Annotated in this window: 8 protein-coding genes and 6 pseudogenes; 6 read left to right on the top strand and 8 right to left on the bottom strand. The window is 58.4% G+C overall.

Going from position 1 to position 16,386, the window contains the following annotated elements:
• Positions 1-58: 58 nt before the first annotated feature.
• The 5 genes from WDN46_23440 to WDN46_23420 form a co-directional block, all read right to left on the bottom strand.
• The gene (locus tag WDN46_23440) at positions 59-1,426 is read right to left on the bottom strand and encodes a cytochrome P450 (protein ID MEJ0096252.1); all 1,368 of its coding nucleotides are present in this window, start codon (positions 1,424-1,426) and stop codon (positions 59-61) included.
• A gap of 64 nt (positions 1,427-1,490) precedes the next feature.
• Positions 1,491-3,134, bottom strand: coding sequence for a hypothetical protein (locus tag WDN46_23435; protein ID MEJ0096251.1), 1,644 nt, complete (start codon positions 3,132-3,134; stop codon positions 1,491-1,493).
• Positions 3,135-3,145: 11 nt separating this feature from the next.
• Positions 3,146-4,084: a hypothetical protein gene (locus tag WDN46_23430; GenBank protein ID MEJ0096250.1), complete on the bottom strand. Its 939-nt coding sequence runs from the start codon at positions 4,082-4,084 to the stop codon at positions 3,146-3,148.
• Complete coding sequence (locus tag WDN46_23425; protein MEJ0096249.1) at positions 4,071-4,700, bottom strand: hypothetical protein; 630 nt, start codon at positions 4,698-4,700, stop codon at positions 4,071-4,073. Before WDN46_23425 ends, WDN46_23430 begins: the two co-directional genes overlap by 14 nt.
• 717 nt (positions 4,701-5,417) lie before the next feature.
• Entirely contained in the window at positions 5,418-6,089 is a 672-nt protein-coding gene (locus WDN46_23420) for a hypothetical protein (protein ID MEJ0096248.1), read from the bottom strand.
• 391 nt (positions 6,090-6,480) lie between these two features.
• Here WDN46_23420 and WDN46_23415 point away from each other — a divergent pair.
• From WDN46_23415 to WDN46_23395, 5 genes and pseudogenes are all read left to right on the top strand, one after another.
• Positions 6,481-6,807, top strand: a pseudogene (locus WDN46_23415) (transposase).
• A 716-nt stretch (positions 6,808-7,523) separates the two neighbouring features.
• On the top strand, positions 7,524-9,212 hold the full coding sequence (locus WDN46_23410; GenBank protein MEJ0096247.1) for a site-specific integrase: 1,689 nt from the start codon (positions 7,524-7,526) through the stop codon (positions 9,210-9,212).
• Positions 9,212-10,378: a tyrosine-type recombinase/integrase gene (locus WDN46_23405; GenBank protein ID MEJ0096246.1), complete on the top strand. Its 1,167-nt coding sequence runs from the start codon at positions 9,212-9,214 to the stop codon at positions 10,376-10,378. Before WDN46_23410 ends, WDN46_23405 begins: the two co-directional genes overlap by 1 nt.
• A gap of 409 nt (positions 10,379-10,787) precedes the next feature.
• A pseudogene (locus tag WDN46_23400) lies at positions 10,788-11,129 on the top strand (IS630 family transposase).
• Positions 11,130-11,227: 98 nt separating this feature from the next.
• Positions 11,228-12,330, top strand: a pseudogene (locus WDN46_23395) (IS3 family transposase).
• A gap of 374 nt (positions 12,331-12,704) precedes the next feature.
• Here WDN46_23395 and WDN46_23390 read toward each other — a convergent pair.
• Positions 12,705-13,723: pseudogene (locus WDN46_23390) on the bottom strand (IS110 family transposase).
• Positions 13,724-13,797: 74 nt separating this feature from the next.
• Between WDN46_23390 and WDN46_23385 the strand changes: the two are divergent.
• Positions 13,798-14,053, top strand: a pseudogene (locus WDN46_23385) (transposase).
• Between the two features lie 178 nt (positions 14,054-14,231).
• Here the strand turns inward: WDN46_23385 and WDN46_23380 are convergent.
• Both WDN46_23380 and WDN46_23375 read right to left on the bottom strand, forming a co-directional pair.
• Positions 14,232-14,636: a hypothetical protein gene (locus WDN46_23380; GenBank protein ID MEJ0096245.1), complete on the bottom strand. Its 405-nt coding sequence runs from the start codon at positions 14,634-14,636 to the stop codon at positions 14,232-14,234.
• 316 nt (positions 14,637-14,952) lie between these two features.
• Positions 14,953-16,351: pseudogene (locus WDN46_23375) on the bottom strand (IS1182 family transposase).
• Between the last annotated feature and the right edge of the window lie 35 nt (positions 16,352-16,386).

Genomic DNA, 16,386 nt, shown 5'->3' with positions numbered 1-16,386 from the left:
CGCGGTCGACGATCCCGGCGTGTCGCTCGTTTCTTTCAAAACTTCTAGACCTCCGTATTCAAGCCGCGTCGAACTCAAGAAACAGATGCACCGGAAGCCGCGTCCCGTCGGCGTCGATTTGGCCAGCCGACCCCGCCGCGCGCCGCAAGCCCTGCCGCGCAAGAAGCGGCTTTAATATCGCCGGAATCAGAACCGGATTGATGTGCGCTCCAAAACAAGTATGTAGCCCATCGCCCCAGAGAACGTAATCGCTCCACGGACGATCAATTCGGAAACAGTCCGGATCTTTGAGCTTTATTCTGTCGAACATCGCGGAAAATGGGATTGCCATCACCATGGTCGACTTTGGTACTTTCAAGGCCCGCAGGGTATTGCGAGCGATCTCCGTGTCTCTCGCGGCTCGTCGATAAATTATCGGGCTTGGAGGGTTGAATCGCAGCGCCTCGAAAATATACCGCCGCAGCAGCGCGTCGTCATTCACTCGCGCGGCTTGTTGCGCCCCGGCCAGCGCATCCGGACGGTCGAGCAGTTGATCGAGCGCCTGAACAGCAGCTTGCGACGTCGTCGGAACAGCGCCGATGATCAAGCCGATGAGGTAATTCCTGATGCCAAGATCATCCATCCCGGGAAGACCGGTCGCTTGCATGGCGAGGCACCGGTTTACAACATCGTCGCTGCGCGTCGGATGCATCTTTCGCTCTTGAATAACGGCGTCCAGATAGGCTCGGCATTGCGCGGCGGCGTCAAGCGCGCGAGCGTCGAGGCCCGCATCGGCGCCCAAATCGAGGAACAGATAGGAGAACATTACAGTCGTCCAATCGATCATCTCTCGTTCGGAAGGTCCGGGCGCACCAAAATAGTCCTTCAACAAGTGCGCCGGAGTCCTCAGGGTCAGATCTTGTGGGACGTCTATGCGGCCGTTCTTTGATGCGTCGACCAGTTCCGCCGCGCGCTGACGCGCGATCGGTTCGATAATGCTGACAATATCATCGCGGCGCACGGCGAGCCGCATATTCGATATATCGCGAGTAAATTCGGGCGTATTCTTCATGCCCAGGAAGAAGTTTTGGCCGCCAGTGATTTGCATCATCCGGGGGCCATAAACGACTTCGAAATCCTCGTCTCGCCCAAGCACTTCTTTGACGTCATCGAACCGCGTCACAAAGGCAGTCCCACAATTGTCGTAGGCCGTTATAAGTTTTCGCTGAATTAGAACATTCGGCGCGAGAGCGCGTAGAACGCTGAAGACCAAACGTTGGCCAGCAGTTGAGGTCAACGCTGTAGTCAGGCGTGATTGGATGGTCCCCGCGGAGCCAAACAAGTTCGCGGTCGCTGCTGCGGCCAGCCGGATAATCGCAACAAAGCCGGCGCTAAGTATCGAGATCTGCGTGGAGACCGCCGAGAGCGCGCTATTGACCAGCGACATGTATGATTCCTCTTGGCCGCGATTCGGCGCTCAACAAGATCGAGGGGCGATCGGGGCGCTTCAATTAGGTTGGGTCGACGGTCCCCATTGCGATCTGGCGCAATGCCGTCAGACTGGGAAGGAAGAAATATTCGCCTCCGCGCGTCTCAACAAATTGCGGCAGGTTGGCGCAGATGAATGGGGGGACGGTCCCTGCGGGATCTGACGGAATCACGAACTTTGCGCCCGAACGGCGCATTCCCACAATGGGGTCGGTATCGTTGCCGACGTTGAAGCTATCGCCATATTGAATCCATTGCTGCTGGATGAATTCGAATTGATTGAAGAGACTCGCGCAGATCGCCATGAAGATGAAGCCGTGTTCACTCGCATCATCCGCGACGCCGGAGGCGCCATAAGGCAGACCGCGCCGCAAAATGCGCCGGCGATTGCTTAAAGCGGAAGTCGCGGACTTCCCGGCAGGATAGGAGCCGAGCAGAGGATCGAGTGAGTCTCGAGGATTGGAGCGACGTATATGCGCCGAGACTGGGCATTTGGCGCCCTCGATATCCTCGCTGTATCGAAAATCAATGAGAAGGCGTTCGTACTCCGCGAGCCGAGCCATCTCGGATGCGGTGCGATTGGCCCCCTTGAGTTGGATCGCAGGGATGTCCGCCCATTTCATTTCAAGGTTCTGACTTTCTTGAAAGGTGGCAGCAACCACGAGAGGAATGCCATTCGACCACCGCCCCATCATTTTGGCGCGGATAGTTTCTTCCGCCTCGGATTCCGTCGCTGTCGCGACTCGCTGATCAAACACAGCGGCCTGCTGCCTCACGTAACCTCCGAAGCTAGCTATGTTCTGGTGCAGTTTGCGGTAGACCATGAATGTGCCGTTCCGCATAAACTCCATCGGCATCGCCGTTGGCGGCAATTCCTGCGCCTCATTCGGATATCCAAGGATAAATTCGCCGGGGGCCAGTGGAGCCCAGCCCTTGTTGTCAGGCAAAAGCTTACCGTTGCCCGTGACTTCCGCTGCTTCGACGCCAGTCTTGTATTGCCCGACAAAGACCGGATCGCCGATGCCATTGACGAAGCCGAAATGCTCCTTCGCGGTCGGCGCCATCCGGCCGGGCGCTAGTTCCTGCGTCAAGGCGGCGGAGTCCTGGTAAGCGGCTTCGGTTCCCCGATGCCCTTTTAAAAGCGTGACGCCCCCGGATTCCACCGCGGCCGTTCGCAGCCACTCCGTCCGCTCATTCAGCGCGTCAACTGGCGCGCCATCCGGCGCGACCTGAGAGCTAAGCGAGACGCAGACATGCACCTCACAGCTTCGAGCTTCGCGCGCGGCCACCCAGATCGGATCCCATTTCGCCGGAGAATTCTCTTCAACATCGCCCAGAATGCTGCTTCGCTTGGCCATGCCGTCGATGAATTCGGGCGGCAATTGGCTAAGAGTGCGGGTGGGAAGCTCCAAAGCAAGAAGGCCCAGGAACGAGATGCCAATGTTTACGGCCACCAGCGGACGCACCGGCGCGCTGGGATTTTCAGCATCGGCCGCGGCCCAACGTTCCGCTGTGGTGACCGCACGCCTTATGCGTTCGATGAATCGCCGCCCGGCGGCCGCGTCGCCGATATTGAAGAAGAGGTGCCTCGCCACAGGGAAACCAATGCGACCGTAAGGGCGGATAATATTGCCCTGAATGTCGGCAAGGTCGAGTTCCCGCTTCACAGCCAAGCCCCTCATGATTTTACGCCGATCACGCCGGGTTTCTGCGTCGGCGCGGCCAATTCGTTGGGTTTGTGGCTTGCTATGAAATTGCCGAACTCGTCGCGCAGACTTTGGTCACTCATGCCCTGGGCGCGGATCGCAAATTCGGTGAACCCTCGCTGCAGATAGAGCGCTTTCAGGATAGTTGGCAGATTTGATGCAGGCGCGGACGCAGGGGATTTCGGGAACGGACTCCGGGCGGTTCGCGCGATTTTCCAATATAGCAGGACCATGACCAGAACAGGCCCTAAAAGGGCGCCAATCCAGAGCTGCGGCATATTCGTTACCAACGCGGCGGCGATGGAAAGCGCGAACAGACCGAGGGCCGCAGTCACGTACGGAATCAGATTGAGATCAGGCAAATTCAATTGGACGGACCAGTAGTCGTTGAATGGCATCGTCGTCTCGATTTGGCATTTCTTGATGTAATCGAAAAACCCGTCCGCCGCTGCAATCTCGCCGAATCCCACACAATGCCGGAAGATGTCATTCAGCTCTTCGGACATCGTGGCCCAGAGCTCGGTCAAATAGGTCTTCAATTCGTCGTCCCCGCAGCCGTTGGCGTCGAAGTCTGCCGTGAAGATTAAAAAAGGAGTCGATAAATGGTCGACGCGCTGGGGTTTGAGGGGATTCGTCGCAAGATCCAGCAGCGAATCGCCGGAAACGCGGCCGTTGAAGATGACGTCGTCGAGCACTGCGAAGCGCGCGAAATGCGTTCGCGAGTTTCTTGCGAATGGATTGTCGGTTCCTTTTCCAGCAGATGCGATCGTGCGCTCGCCAGTGGGCATGAACGCCAGCGCTCGCCTGACCAGCTGGTGGTGCGAGTGACTTTGACCGTCGACCATCATCGAGCCGATGCGGATCGGAGCTAGCGCCGTCAGGAAATAGTGGCCCGCATCATAATTCGGCATATGGCGACCTCGATGAAGAGTTCTTTCGAGACATCAAAAATTCGGCCCGATTACGCTCTGCGTTTTCCGCATCCAAGCTTGCGACCGGCGCGATGCCTTGCGAGCCTAAGCAGTTTTGAACTTTCAGAAGCGATGCGCGATAGGCCGACGCAAAGGCTTCTGCATTGCTGCCCGGATGAAGAGCCGCCAGTTCGCGAATAGCGGCGAAAACACTCAATGCCGCCTTGATGTCTCGCTGAGCCGCGCCAGGCGTCGCATTATAGTAATAGTCCGTATCGATCTGGTTGTGAGTGATGTAATTCTTGAACGCCGTGATCGGAACCGAATGCGGATATTTGATGCTGGCATACCAAAAGAGATCGAGGCCGCTTGGGATAGCGTCAGAAAATGCGTCGATATATTGATCCCAAGTGCCGTTGAAATTGCTGCAGAACAGCATGTAGTCGTACTTGAGAGTTTGTTTGCCCTGGCCGAGATCCGGCCATTGGTCGCGCCGAATGAGGACCCAGCGGGCAAAGTGGATGAGATGCAGTCCCATCAATCCATTGAGCCTGCTCGGTAGGGCGCGCGCAAGCATGAAGATCAAGCGCTGAATAAAAGCCCCCCACCTCTTCATGGGCGTGACGACGTTCATCGCATATGCTTTACCGGCAATATTTGACATGCAAGGCCCAGATTAATCCGTGACATAAAAATCAGCGTCGATAACGGAGAGAGCATGAGTAGGTTTTGCTACCTTCTGGTTTCACCGCAAAGCACTTTACGCTACAGCCGTAATGGCGCTTCGAAGATGATCGGGTCGGCGTATCAATGCGAGATCCAAAATGACGCCCGGAATGTGGTTCGAGTCAAAGATGTCCCGGAGCGAAGTAGTTTGCGCGTTCTTGCAGGACGTTAAAGGCGGCGGCCGGCCTCCAAACGCTCTATGCATTTGATCCGCGCGGCAAGGAGACCTCCTGACCAGATCATCAGATGACAGTCCCATCGCTGATCGAGAATTCATGCGGCAAGATTTCGGATTTACCAATCTAGCGGAGCCCAGAGCGAACTGTCCTGCCCGCGCTTTAGGTGGGATGACCCTCCGCGCCGACGGCTCCACTCGGCGGTAAAATGGCGCGCGATTCTCGCAACAACCCAAAGCGCCGAATATGTGATGACTGCCCATCCAATCAAGGCCGCAGCTGTGTCCATGTTCCGCTCTTCATCCCGACAAAGCAGCAAGCTATTCTACATGAGCTACGGCGTGGTTTCGAAATCAGCGGTTTGCGTTACGGGAGAAACACTCGCACATTATTCGGCGCGCGCGGCAGCACGGTGCACGCCGTTCAGGGATTCAGAGCGCGGCCGCTTTATCGCCTTCCAAAGGGTGACTTCCTGTAGGCGGCTCGCCGCGCCCATGCATTGGATCGAAGGTGCTCTTAAAAGACTGCACCAGAGCTGTTTTCACGTCGCGGCCAAGGTCGGTCAACGTCAAATCATAACAGGACAGAGGACGCCCGTTGGGAGTTTCTAATCCTTCGGATGCGCTGTGCTCGAGATAGGCTACGACATCCGCCAACGTCGTCAGGCTGTCGGCGACTTTAGTTAGGCCTTTTTCCTGTAATCCATAATCCAGCGCGACATCGGCGCGCATCTTGGCCGACGGCCTTTCGAATTCGCAGAGGCCGCTCATTTGGCCAACCTCCATCAGCCGCACAAATTCACTGGGTCTGAGCTTCGAGACGACGTTCGCAACCTCGGCAGACAGGCGATGCGGCCGGTCGGCATATTCAGACAAAGCCACCGATACGGCCTGCTCGTCGAGGGTTAGTTCCACGCCGAAGACCTTCAACGTCGTCACTGATCCTGCGCGCCGAAGAAGCTGCTGCGACGCATCGGAGATTGCGTTGAAATCCATGATGAAGAGAACGAGCAGCGCGCAGCTCGCCACCACTGTTATCGACCCTCTGGCAAAATATAGCGCCGCGTCAAATGCTCCTCTGTGGTCACAATTAATTTCCGCCATGGTTACCTCCAGCGATGATGGCGAAAGCTAACTCCCGATAATCTTTGTGATGGTGTGATCTTACACTATACGCACATAACGTTGTCTATCGGCCGCTCCACTCCAGGACGACCGGCGCGCGGCGCCACAGGCGCTGTTTTCTTGTTTCGAAAGCCTCCGTAGATCCGTTCCACGAATCTAGGAGACCTGTGCGCTGTTTGGTCCCGGGGAGTCGTGACGCTAAGCTGAGCCGTGAGGCGGAGGAAGCGTTATGGCCGATATTCTTCATGGCAGCCCCTCGGCAGCCCTTCCAACGATGCTTCGCATCGCTAGAACCTTGGGCTGCTCCGCCCGGACAACGCCGCGAGTTCGAGCCGAGCTCCAAGCGTCGAAAGAGAAGACGGGCGTCCTCGCCAACTTGGCCGCCCTCAAGCAACGCCGCATCCGGGCCTATCTGCCGCCGGGCCGTGCGCGTCACGGCGAGGGAAACGCCGCAGGCCGGCGACCACTGACGAAAATGCCGCTGATGCGCGCCATGGCCAAAACGCTCAAGCGCGCCGGCCGCCGCAGCCGCTATCGACTACGCAAGCAGGTGGTCGAACCGGTCTTCGGACAAATCAAGCACGCCAGAGGTTTTCGACAGTTCCTGATGCGAGGCCTGGATCAAGTCCGGGCAGAATGGGCCATGATCTGCACCGCCCACAATCTCCTCAAGCTCGCCAATGCGACCGATCGGTGAAGCACTCCCGCCATCGCTGGATTCGCATCTATTCACCCGCAAAATCCGTTACTCGGACAGGCTCCTAGGCAGGCCACAAAGTATTCGGCATCCGATCCGAATAAAGGAGCGCCGAGGTCGGATCGCGGCCGCTTGATGGGCAGCACATTCAAGAGGGTCCTATTTACCCATTTGTGTGCAAAACGGATGGAAATAGACACAAGTCCATTTGAGTGTTACTCAAATGGCGTGGGAATGGCGACAATGACGCCTAGCATGGCGGCCAATGGTGGAGCTTAACCGAGCCTTACATGACCCGCTTGTCTGGAGAAATTAGCATTGGCGCATCACCTCGAAACCCTTCTCACACCCCTCGAAGCCGCGGCAATCTTGAAGGTGAAGACAAATACGCTCGCCAAATGGCGAGTTATGGGCGAGGGCCCCGCCTTTATCCATATCGGACGGGCGGTGCGTTACAGTGCCCGTGAACTCGTGCGGTTTATTGAGAGGCAGACGCGCTCAAAGACCGAAGCGTGATGCTACTTTCTCTGGCTTTCTGATCAAAATAAACATCCATCTAAATCAACGTAAATCCATCAATATATTCCTCGGTATTACTTCATTAGGATGCTTACACACAGTATCAAGCGATGATAATACATTGACGTTGTCCTAATATTCATGCAGATATATCCCCATCCACCTCAATCAACTTCAAACCAATGAGGCCGCGACTTATGTCCGCCCAATCATCCCTCGCCGAGCCTAATCTCGCCGATGCGATCCGCCTGATCCAGGCGTCGGATCTCGAGAAATCGAAAATCAGTCACTGGTCCTGCTCGATGCGGGCGGTCGCGGCGGCGCTCGGCTTGCCGCCCGAAAGTCTGCCCGCCCGCTGGCAGGCGCTGGCGCACCGTATCAAGCAGCTGCATCACGCCCGCGTCGGCATGTCCGAAAAGACCCTGAAAAACCACGTCTCAAATCTGAAGGCCGCCTTGCGCTATCTGTCCGGGGACAAAACCATTCCCGCAAGGGGAACGCCGCTCGCGCCGGAATGGGCCGGCCTGCGGCAGCTCGTCGGACACGAGATGGATCGCTATTATCTGACCGGACTCATGCGTTTTGCTTCAGGGAGCGGCGTCTCGCCGTTCGGCGTCGACGATCCCTTTGTCGAAAGATACACGCGCTACAGATCCGAGGTTCTGGCGCAGGATGGTTCGCCTCGGATCCAGCGAAGCGTTGTTCGCGCCTGGAACGCCTGCGTCGACGATCATCCGACATGGCCAAGGCACAAACTGACTTCGGCGCCGCTTGCAGGCGAACCGCTGCTATCCTGGAGCGCCTTTCCGGAGTCGCTGCGCGCTGAGATCGACCAATACCTGCATTCTCTTCAAACGATCCGCCGCAAGCCGGACGGATCACGTCGCAGGCTGTCCAAAACCTCGACGGTTGACACCCGCCTTGCGGAAATCCAGGCATTTGCGCGCCGAGCCATATCATTAGGAATACCGATCGAGTCGTTGACGACGCTCCGAGCTCTGCTCGATCCAGACCTCGTCGAAAAGGTCATCGACAACTATTGGGTCGGCGAACATCCAAAGACCTACGTCATCGATCTTGGTTGGCGCTTGCTCTCCATCGCGCGCGATTCCGGCGCGTTGAACGAGGCCGATCTCGCCCGGTTGGACGATCTTCGGGCGGCGCTGGAGGAACACCGCCAGGTTGGCCTGACGCAAAAAAATAAGCGCGTCGTTCACGCCATTCAAAGCGGGACTGTCTGGCGCGAGGTGGTCGGCTTGCCGGAGCGCCTGTTGAGCGAGGCGAAGACGACGCTCGCTCATGCGCCGCATCGGGCCTCTCTTTCGGCTCAGGTCGCGATCGGCATCGCGATCTTGACCTTTGCGCCGGTCCGCATCAGCAATCTCGTCGGCATCCGCATCGGCGGCCATTTGACCAAGCCCGACGGACCGCACGGGAACTACCTGCTGTCGATCCCCTCGGACGAAGTCAAAAACAAGGTCGCTTTGGAGTTTCCGTTTGACGCCGTGGTGACGAAACTGATCGACGTCTACATTCATGAGTTTCGACCGCACCTCGTCGATGCAACAGACAACGATCAGCTGTTTCCGGGCGTCCGCGACACCATGCGCGCCGTCAACAGCTTTGGCGTCCGCATCGCCCGGACGGTGGAGGAAAACATCGGCATTCGCATCACCTGCCACCAATTCAGGCACGCGACGGCGGCCACCATCTTGCGCAATGACCCCGGCAACTACGAATTTGTGCGCCGCGTGCTCGGGCACAAAAACATCAAGACGACGCAAGAATTTTACATCGGCCTGGAAACGCTGGCGGCCAATCGTCACTATGGCGAGATCCTCCGCGCCGACATTGAGCGCCAGTCTCGCGCTGCGATGCATCAGTGATGCTGAAATCTCTTCCAATCGGCGAATGGCCGAAATCCGACCAAGAGGCGTGGGACACAGCCTGCCACCCCGCGGTCAGGTTACGGCGAGGCGGATCTGCATCGCGCCTGGCTCCCATCACGCGTGACGATATCCAGCGGCGCTATGGATATTTTCTGACATTCCTCAAGGAAATCCATCGGTTCGACGCCGCGGCGTCTTGCGCATCTCTCATAACGCCGGAGCACATCGGCCCGTTTGTTGATCGCATGCGCGACGAATGGTCAGCGACGACGCTGTTTATGACGATCCACAAACTCAAACAGATCGCGGGTCATTTGGCGCCGTCGTCTAACTTCAAATGGCTGTCCAACGTCGCCGATGATCTCAAAGCCGAAGATGGCCCCGTCAAGCGACCCCCTGTCGTTGACGCTTCAGAACTCTTGACCGCCGGGCTGACGCTTGTTGAGGAATATAGCCCATGCGACCAGCCGATGGATTTGGCGACGGCGCGCAATATTCGCAATGGCCTAATGATAGCTCTGCTGGCGTCCTGTCCGATTCGGGTCAAGAATCTCGGCGGACTGACGCTCGGCCGATCATTTCATTTTTCTGATTCCTGCTGGTGGATCGACCTACCAGGCAGTGAAACCAAGAGCGGTCGGCCCGATATGCGCATGCTGCCGGGGTTTTTCACCGCGGCTCTCGAGCGATATCTGCTGGAGGCAAGGCCTTTTCTCCTCGCCTGCCGCAATGTGCAAGAGCGCCACCCCCCGGTTTCGATGCGGGACAGCAACCTTGCCGCCAACTCAGCCCCGGAGGCCGCGCCTCAGAATAAAACGACCGCCTCGTCTGATAGGAATGGCGGGCCGGCTCATGACGACGGTTTGAAACTCGTCAACCTCTCCGGCCCGCTTTGGATTTCACGATACGGCGACCCAATGTCCTATTCTAGCATTCATCATGCTCTGACGTCGACAACAGAGGCGGCGATCGGCGTCGCCATCTCGCCGCATGGATTTCGATACGCCGCCGCCACGACCGCTGCGTGGAAGGCGGGAAACATGCCGCATCTCGCGCCCGCACTGCTTCAACACCGGGATCGCCGGATGACCGAGGCGGCCTACATACGCGCTACTTCGTTTGAAGCCGCACAACAGCTCGGGAAGATATTGCGACAGGAATAGCGGCAGATCGAACCTATTGAATGATGCAAGTGCAAGGTGCCCTTTCATCGTGATGCGCTTCGTCGAACAACCTCATTCCTGGCGGGTCCACGCCAGCGTATCCGACCCTCTGATCGGACGCAGCTACATCCGAGCTGCTTAATGCATTTGTCTCAATGTCCGGGAGGCCGAAGCACTCGCCCCCTCATGGCGAAAATAGGTCCAAATCTCTTATGGAGCGCCAACGAAACCAATTATTTAGCGTTATTTCTGGTTTTATCTCTTACACGCTGATCAGCGGATCGCGGACACCCTCACTCGTCCCTTGACCAGAGCGTTAGCCGAACTGAATGAATCGCGAGAGATTCCCAAATCGGGCTTGAGGTGATTCAAACTGTCTGCCGGACGCTGGCGACACGAGCTCCTCGTCGGATATGGAACGATCCGTCGCTTCTTCGCTTGTCATGCGATCGCGCACAAAAAAAGACCGCGCACGCCAGCGAGCAGGATCGCCTCGACGTTCTAAAGCGCACTCAGGCCTGGTTTGACGGCCAATTCGATCTCGACCCGGAACGCCTTGTCTTCATCGATGAGACCTAGGCGTCGTCCAACATAGCGCCGATGCGGCGAGCGCCTGCGCGTCGGCGTTCCCCACGGACATTGGAAAACCACCACCTTCGTCGCTGGCCTCACCACCGGCGGAATGATCGCGCCGTGGGTGCTTGACGGGCCGATCAACCGCGATGCTTTCGAGACCTATGTCGAGAAGGTTCCGGCTCTCGAACAGAGCTGGCCTGACAAGTCTGGACAGCGGGATAAGTGGAGTTTCTGCCTGACAGCGGCCAAAATAGCCGCAGTGCAGGAGAGACGATGAGCAAACGACCCCGCCGGAACCATGCTCCGGCCTTCAAGGCGAAGGTGGCCTTGGCCGCGATCAAGGGCGAGAAGACCTTGGCTGAACTGGCGCAGCAATTCGATGTGCATCCTAACCAAATTACCCAGTGGAAAGCGCAGCTCCTCGAGGGGGCGGCCGGAGTATTCGGGGCTGAGGCTCGTTCCGAAGCTGTGGCGCCAACCGTTGATTTGAAATCCCTTCACGCCAAGCTCGGCGAGCTGACGCTGGAGAATGATTTTTTGGAAGGCGCGCTCAGCAAGGCCGGCATGCTGAGCGCAAAGCGATGATCGACCGTTCTCACGCGCTGCCGATCGCCAGGCAGGCGAAGGCGCTGAACATCAGCCGGGGCAGCGTCTATTATCTGCCTCGGCCGACGTCCGCGGCCGATCTCGCCATCATGCGCCGCATAGACGAATTACATCTCGATTTTCCGTTCGCGGGAAGCCGGATGCTGCGTGACCTTTTGACTGCCGAAGGCATTGAGGTCGGCCGCCTTCATGTCGCTACATTGATGAAGCGCATGCGGATCGAAGCGATCTATCGCAAGCCGAACACGAGCAAGCCGGCGTCAGGACACAAGATCTATCCTTATCTGCTGCGCAAGATGCGGGTGGCGCGGCCCGATCACGTCTGGGCTATGGACATAACCTACATCCCGATGGCGCGCGGCTTCGTCTATCTGGCCGCAGTAGTCGATTGGTGCAGCCGCCGGGTTCTCAGCCACCGGGTGTCGATTACGATGGAAGCGGACTTCTGCATCGAGGCGCTGGAGGAGGCTTTGGCGAAACACGGCCGGCCGGAGCTTTTCAACACGGATCAAGGATCGCAATTCACCAGCGCAGCCTTCACGGACGTTCTCCTCAAAGCCGGCGTCGCCATCAGCATGGACGGCAAGGGCTCCTGGCGCGACGATGTCTTCGTCGAAAGGCTCTGGCGATCCGTCAAATACGAGGAAGTTTATCTCAAAGCTTACAAGACAGTCGCGGAGGCCCGCGCCTCGATCGGCTACTATCTGCGCTTCTACAATTCCTGCAGACCCCATTCAAGCCTTGACCGGCGAACGCCAGATCAGGCCTATGCCACAATTCGCGGCAGCCTGAACCCAGCAGGCATTCCACTTATCAAACCAAAAGCCCGTTCAAACAAACCGAGCCAGCTCTCTCAAACCCGGCGCCATCGTCATCATGGATATGTATGGACGCCCGCGTTGGCGCAAGAGGAATCTTCAGACTGGTGCGGCGCGTGGTCGAGTGCTGACATGTATCCGGCCTTTGATGCGGCCATGACATGCCGCCGGCCCGTATGGGAGTTCGCGGATCGGATCCATTACAATCTGGCGCGCTCGTGACGCTCGTCCATGAACTGGTTTTTCCGACCCCGCCTCGTCGACTGTTGCGTTATACCCTCCGTTGAACCTTCTTACGCCGGCGACAACCTCGCGATCCCGTCCGCTTACACGGCCGTCACCGGAGCTCGATATATTCCACCTTTCGCAAGCAGAGCCCACGCCGTGCGCTCTTGTTGGCAAGCGCACTCGCACCAGCATCGACGGCTTGCGGTAGAGCATTCGATCAAGCCACGATCCGGTTGGCGCCCCTTCGCGAACAGTCCAGGAGGCGACATGCTTGCCCCGATGATCAGCAAACGTCGCAGCGTCCACTCGCCCATCCGCGACGTCCGACCGAGGCGTTCCCTACCGCCGGTGGATCGTTGGAGAGGCGTCAAGCCGAGCCACACCGCGAAATCACGTCCGTGCCTGAAGGTTGCAGGCGGAGGCGCAAGAGCGGTCAAAGCTGTCGCCGTCAAAACGCCGATACCTGGGATCGTCATCAATCGGCGCGCGACCTCATCCTTCCTCGCCCGACGGACGATCTCTCGGTCGAGTTTCGCGACAGGCTCATAAAAGAGAACGCAGTTGCTCAACCAAAAGGTCAAGAATCAAGCGTGCGGCCCGCGGCAGATCGGACGTGGGGTCCTCCACTATCGCTACGAGCCTGGAGACATGCTGTGGTCCCTTGGCGATAATCATGCCGAACTCGGTCAGATGGCCACGCAATGCATTGATTGTTTGCGTCCGCTGGCGGACAAGCAGATCACGCGTACGAAATACGATTGCCGCAGCTTGCGCCTCTTCGCTCTTGAGGGCGACAAACCTCATGGTCGGGCGTTGCGCAGCTTCGGAGATCGCTTCAGCATCGGACACGTCATTCTTCTGCCGCCTCACGAACGCTTTCACATATCCGGGTGCGATCAATTTGACAGAGTGGCCGAGCTTGCCGATCTCACGGCCAGTAATGACTGCCGGCGCAGGCTTCCATAGCTACGGTGCAAGATGGGAGGGTCGCCAAGAATGATAAGACCTGCGCACGCCGCAGCTTTTTGCGAAAGACCACCGCGCCCTCCCTGTCGGCTCCATGAGCCTCGAAGACGTTCTTCGCGAGATCAAGTCCAACCGTGCTAACATTTTCCATGGACGCTTCCTTATCGAGTGCCCTGACACACCCACTCTGGCACAAGATGCCGTCGAAGGGGCATCCACCCCATCAATCTGCCGGCGCATAAGGTGAAGGGCGTGCGGCAAGCCATCGAAGCGGCCGGCGCCGCACCAATGTATTTGCCCGCGTACTCGCCCGACTTCAACCCAATCGAGATGGCCTTCTCCAAGTTCAAAGTTGCTGCTGTGCGCCGCAGCCGCGCGCACGATCGCGGATTTGTCGGAGGCCATCCGTCTCGCCATCGACGCCTTCACGCCGACCGAATGCCAAAATTATTTCACCGCCGCTGGATATGATGCCGTCTGAGCGGAAAATGCTTCTAGTGGTCAGAATCTAACACTTGGTACCCGGCTGGGCCAGCCAAACAACGGCATTAACTTACACCGAGCGGTCATTCCTACGAGCCGCAATCAGAGCAAATTCGCAGAGGGCATCCGCATCGCTAGGTTTTGTCCTGCTTCCTGGCGATCCACAACGTGAGGTCCTATGCGCTGAAGAGTCCGGCGAACAGCAAGAGCGTGACTGCGCCCGCGATGGCGTAGGGCGCGAAAGATTTCTCGGCTATCAATCCGGCCCCGCCAGCGATCAGGCTCGCATAGCCGAGCGCCGGAACGGCCGAAAACAAAGCCCAATCGAGCCAATCAAGCAAGGCCATGTCGACCTCGACCTGCTTGAAAATGACGTATACTTGATTGACGAAGCCGGCTAGCCCGCACAGGCCCAGAATGATCCCGACCGGCCACGCGGACGGCCACGGCGCCAGCGCGACCAAGCTCTGGAATAGCACAGCGCCGAAAAGAGTGAGCGTCGGCGTCAAGAAAGCGCGGGTACCCTTTATTCCCTGCGGCGTAGACGAGCCCGAGCCTACCGTGATGGAGACGAACAGCAACCCGATCAGAGTCGCGCCCGCCGAGGCGGCCGACGTGAAGAAGTTTTCCCAGCCATGGAGAATTGGGGGTCCCCAAATCGGAAGCGGCGCCTATTATAGGGACAATACGCGGAACACACCGTCACCGCGCCTTGTTCGCGAATTTGATGAAACCATTCACGCCTCTACATAATGTCTAGGCGAGAAACGGAACGTCTGCGAATGGCGGATTTCGTTGAAAAACTCGGCGGTTCGGCGATGCGGATCCCGTCAGTCGCGTTTTTGATGCACTGAGTGGGACGGCTATCTGGCGGCGCGGCCGCCGGCTTGGCCCGGGCTATGCCGCCGTTACTCCCATTACTCCCATTGGCGCACTCGCTGGTCTCAATCTCGCGAGCCGTCGCAAATTCTGCGCGGTCGCCGCGAGGAGGAGTTCGTCCTTGGCGCCGCATGGCCCCCGCAGCCGCAAGCGCCCGAGCCGAAGGATGCGCTTGAGATGGGCAAACAGCATCTCGACCTTTTTCCGGCGGCGACAAGCGCCCACGTGTTCCGGCGTCGAGGCGAGAGCCCGGGCGACGTCGCGGGCATCTTCGTGCAGATCACGCGGAATCTTGCGGGCGACCGCATTCGGGCAGCAACGCGCCTTGAGTTCACAAACGTCACAATCCTTCTTGCTGGCGCGATTAGAGGCGTGTGCCTTCGGCGGTGATGCCGGTCCGTGGGGCAGCGTAGGTGCGCCGGAACTGGACCAGCTCTTTGCCAGCCGGACAGGTATATCGGTCCCCTTCGGCATCGAAAGTGAAGTCGGCGCGCGAAAACGTGCCGTCCGTCCGGGTGGACTTATCGAAGACGGGAATGTGCGGCGCGATCTTCTTCTGTTTGACGAGCCAAGCCAGGCTCTCGGCCGAACCGTAGGCGCTGTCGGCGGTGAGATAATCCGGCTTCAGGCCGAAGCGATCCTCCGTCCGCTCGAGCATGGTGCGAGCCGCGCCGACCTCGGCCTGGCGAATGGCGCGCGTGGCTTCGACGTCGACAATCACCCCATGGTCGGTATCGATCAGATAATTGGCGGCATAAGCAAAGAAGGCATGGCCCTTGTGCGCCCCCGTCCACTGGGCCGCCGGATCGGACCGCGAAATGAACTTCGGCGTTACAGAGGACGCCGCGCCGAAAGCGGCATCGTCTAGCGTCGCGAGGTACTCGCGTGCGGCTCGACAGGCATTGTCCTTGACCTCGTCCGGCTTCCATTCGTCGCTCGGGACCGATCGCTGCTTATTGGCGTCCGCGCCAATCAGGCTGGCGTCGACGGCGAACCCATCGGCTCCGACGAGCCCCTCGGCCATGCAGCGCTCGACGACGGTTTCGAACAGATGGCGCAGGACGTTGCTCTCGCGAAAGCGCCCGTGCCGGTTCTTGGAAAAGGTCGAATGGTCTGGGATCTTGCCATCCAGACCGAGCCGACAAAACCAGCGATAGGCGAGATTGAGATGAACCTCCTCGCACAAGCGGCGCTCCGACCGTATGCCCATGCAATAGCCGACGATCAACATGCGGATCATCAGCTCCGGATCGATCGAGGGTCGACCGGTGCTGCTGTAGAACGGCTTCAGCGCCTGACGGACGTCATCCAGGTCGAGATGCCGGTCGATGCCTCGCAGCATGTGATCAGAAGGGACATGATCGTCAAGGCAGAAATCATAGAATAACCGGGCTGACGTCGCTTGAACGCCCATCATCTCCGCATCCCCCGCCAAATCGCCAGAAGCAGTGA

Source organism: Methylocella sp. (assembly GCA_037200525.1).
GTDB lineage: Bacteria > Pseudomonadota > Alphaproteobacteria > Rhizobiales > Beijerinckiaceae > Methylocapsa.
This window is presented reverse-complemented; position numbering and strand designations above follow the sequence as displayed.

Excerpts from the sequence above, each read along its gene's own strand:
- WDN46_23440 (MEJ0096252.1), bottom strand. The coding sequence starts at position 1,426 with ATGTCGCTGGTCAATAGCGCGCTCTCGGCGGTCTCCACGCAGATCTCG.
- WDN46_23430 (MEJ0096250.1), bottom strand. The coding sequence starts at position 4,084 with ATGCCGAATTATGATGCGGGCCACTATTTCCTGACGGCGCTAGCTCCG.
- WDN46_23425 (MEJ0096249.1), bottom strand. The coding sequence starts at position 4,700 with ATGAAGAGGTGGGGGGCTTTTATTCAGCGCTTGATCTTCATGCTTGCG.
- WDN46_23420 (MEJ0096248.1), bottom strand. The coding sequence starts at position 6,089 with ATGGCGGAAATTAATTGTGACCACAGAGGAGCATTTGACGCGGCGCTA.
- WDN46_23410 (MEJ0096247.1), top strand. The coding sequence starts at position 7,524 with ATGTCCGCCCAATCATCCCTCGCCGAGCCTAATCTCGCCGATGCGATC.
- WDN46_23405 (MEJ0096246.1), top strand. The coding sequence starts at position 9,212 with ATGCTGAAATCTCTTCCAATCGGCGAATGGCCGAAATCCGACCAAGAG.